The sequence below is a fragment of the Candidatus Viridilinea mediisalina genome, from assembly GCF_002532535.1.
Lineage (GTDB): Bacteria > Chloroflexota > Chloroflexia > Chloroflexales > Chloroflexaceae > Viridilinea > Viridilinea mediisalina.
On sequence record NZ_NQWI01000239.1, the window covers coordinates 1 to 2,528 of the forward strand.

Annotated in this window: 1 protein-coding gene and 1 tRNA gene; both read left to right on the plus strand. The window is 59.0% G+C overall.

Annotated features, from left to right (window positions below; all coding sequences use genetic code 11):
* Nucleotides 1-211 precede the first annotated feature (211 nt).
* Entirely contained in the window at nucleotides 212-2,248 is a 2,037-nt protein-coding gene (locus CJ255_RS21665; RefSeq protein ID WP_097646152.1) for a putative glycosyltransferase family protein, read from the plus strand.
* Nucleotides 2,249-2,310: 62 nt separating this feature from the next.
* Nucleotides 2,311-2,387: transfer RNA gene (locus tag CJ255_RS21670), tRNA-Arg, on the plus strand.
* Nucleotides 2,388-2,528 lie beyond the last annotated feature (141 nt).

Here is a 2,528-nt window from a genome sequence, read left to right on the forward strand (position 1 = left end):
TCTGGCATATCTATCAGGTCTAGTCCGTGCCGCGACACCGGATTAATTTCTGGAAGACCATAAGTCGGCACTACGACTGTAAAGCGGAAAGCGCGTTTCTGAAACCATCCTTCAGAGTGACAAAGCAATGGGGCAATCAACAACATCCGCTTCTCTTAGCCGGAATCCTATTAGTATGCAAAGACCTCATGCAGACCGTTCAACAGACTCTATGAGTGTACAGAAATGGCCAGCGGCTGTTGGAGCCTGGCTGCGAACTGAAGCGATGGGGTTGCGTCATCCAGCCCTTTGGGTGGCGTTGGTACTTTTGCTGGGGGGCTTTGTACTGGCACCACAGTTGCCCCTGAACTATACGATTGGCGTAGGGCGCAATGAGGGCTACCGTAGCGATCTGCCCTATCTACGTGATTTCAATGGTGCTGAACTGAGTGAAGATGGCGCTACCTTCCGTTGGACTACCCGTGCATCGCATGTGCTGCTCCCAGGCGTGGGACGACGCAATCTGATTGTGACGCTTGATTTTATGCCTTCAGCGCCAGCGGTGATGGCCATGGGTCCCCAGAGTTTCACGCTGTCGGTGCATGATCACCTTTTGGTTGAGGTGCCAGTACGCATGGAGGCGCGTCGCGTGAGCGTATTGGTGCCGCCTGCGCTGTTGGACGATGGTGCGCTGGATTTGAGTCTGCGGAGCGGCATTTTTGCCCCACCCGGTGATCCGCGTCTGCTGGGGGTGCCGTTGGGTGCGGTGGCGTTGCATGCGCCCGCAAATTTGGGTACGGCACCCCACTGGAGTGCGGTAATAGCATGGCTTTTCGGGGCGCTCTTCAGTTGGTTGGCGCTACGCCATGCGCTTGGGGCGCTCGAACGGCCTGCTGTACTGGCATTGGCCTTGTTGGTGGCGTTAGCCATCCTGGCCGCATTGATCAACCCGCCACGTTGGGCCTTTGGCAGCCAAGCGGTAGTGCTGGCCACCAGTTTGGCCTATATCCTTGCGATTGTGGTACGGCTGGGCCTGCCAGCGCTTATGCGGCGCATTGGCGTTCCGCTGCATGCACATACGCTCGCATGGCTCTGCCTGATCATTGTGGTGAGCTTTGGGCTGCGCTATGGTGGCCGCCTCTACCCCGAGAGCATGCCTGGTGATATTGGCTTTCACACCAACCGCTTTTTGGAGACGAGCTTTGGCCTAATCTACCTACGCTCGCTCAATCGCGGCGTACCCTTCCCCTACCCGCCCGGCCCCTATACCTTGGTTGCACCACTAACCCTGCTGGGTTTAACGATTCCCACACTGTTGCAGTTCGCTGCGGCCCTGATTGATGCCTGTAGCGTCGTGCTGGTCTATAGCCTTGCGGTGCGTGCCCTGGGCCAACGGGTCGCGCTGCTGGCTGGGGCGATCTATGTCTTCACGGCGGCTACCTTCATGACCACATGGTGGTCATTTAGTACCCACATTTTCACGCAGTTTCTGCATCTGCTGCTTATGGCAGGCTTGCTCTGGGCCTTTGCGGCCTGGCAGAGCGAAGATCAGGCTCGACGCCGTTGGTGGACACTTGGGGTGGCGGTATTGTTTAGCCTGGTCTTTTTGGGTCACTTTGGCTTTTTGATCAACACCACGCTGTTTGGCCTCATCTTGGCCAGCGCCGTCTGGTTCGCAGGGTGGCGGGATGTTGCATGGGCGCAACGGGTACGCTGGCCGCTCACAATCGCAGGGTTGCTGGCGGGAGGCTTTGTGGCGATCTTCTTCTACAGCGCCTACCTGCCCATGTTCCTTGAACAGTTCAACGCAGCACGCACAGGTGGCCTCACCGCTGTCACCAACCGCGATCCGATTGATCGCCTAGAGGTGTTGCATGTGACGTGGCGGGCGGGCTTTGTGACCCACTACGGTCTCTTTCCGCTGCTGCTCTTGCCGCTCGGTTTGAGCTTGCTGGTGCGCCAGGTGCGCAACGAAACGGGCTTAGGGCCACAACGAACGCTGCTCTGGCTCATGGCCAGTGGCTTAGTAGTCGCCAGCTTCTTTGCCATCTTCCCCTTTGTCTCCGGTGTCTCGAACAACCCCCGTTGGCTCATGTCCATCGCCTGGGTCGTAGCCATCACTGCGGCCCTCGCGGTAGACCACCTCTGGCAGCGGGGGCACTGGGCCCGGCTGGGGGTTTTGGTTATGGCCAGTTTCACCCTCGCCAATACCGCGTGGCTCTGGCTGGGCCCGATGCTCTGGCGGATCCGGCCCCCGGAGCCATTTTAGCACGCTTAGCGATTTGCAATCTGGCCATGGCCATGGTATACTCTGGCTGGTCAGGTAAGTATGACCCCGTAGCTCAGTGGATTAGAGCGTTTCCCTGCGGAGGAAAAGGCCGTGCGTTCGAGTCGCACCGGGGTCGCCAAATGGTAAACAGGCGTTGCGCCAACACGCAACGCCTGTTTTTTTGTTTGGGGCCGGTTTCGGAAGACGCGAGGACGCGAGGACGCGAGGACGCGAGGACGTGAGGACGCGAGGACGCGAGGACGCGAGGACGCGAGGACGC

Bases quoted from the DNA above. Each gene is read 5' to 3' on its own strand.
- CJ255_RS21665 (WP_097646152.1), top strand. From the start codon at position 212: ATGAGTGTACAGAAATGGCCAGCGGCTGTTGGAGCCTGGCTGCGAACT.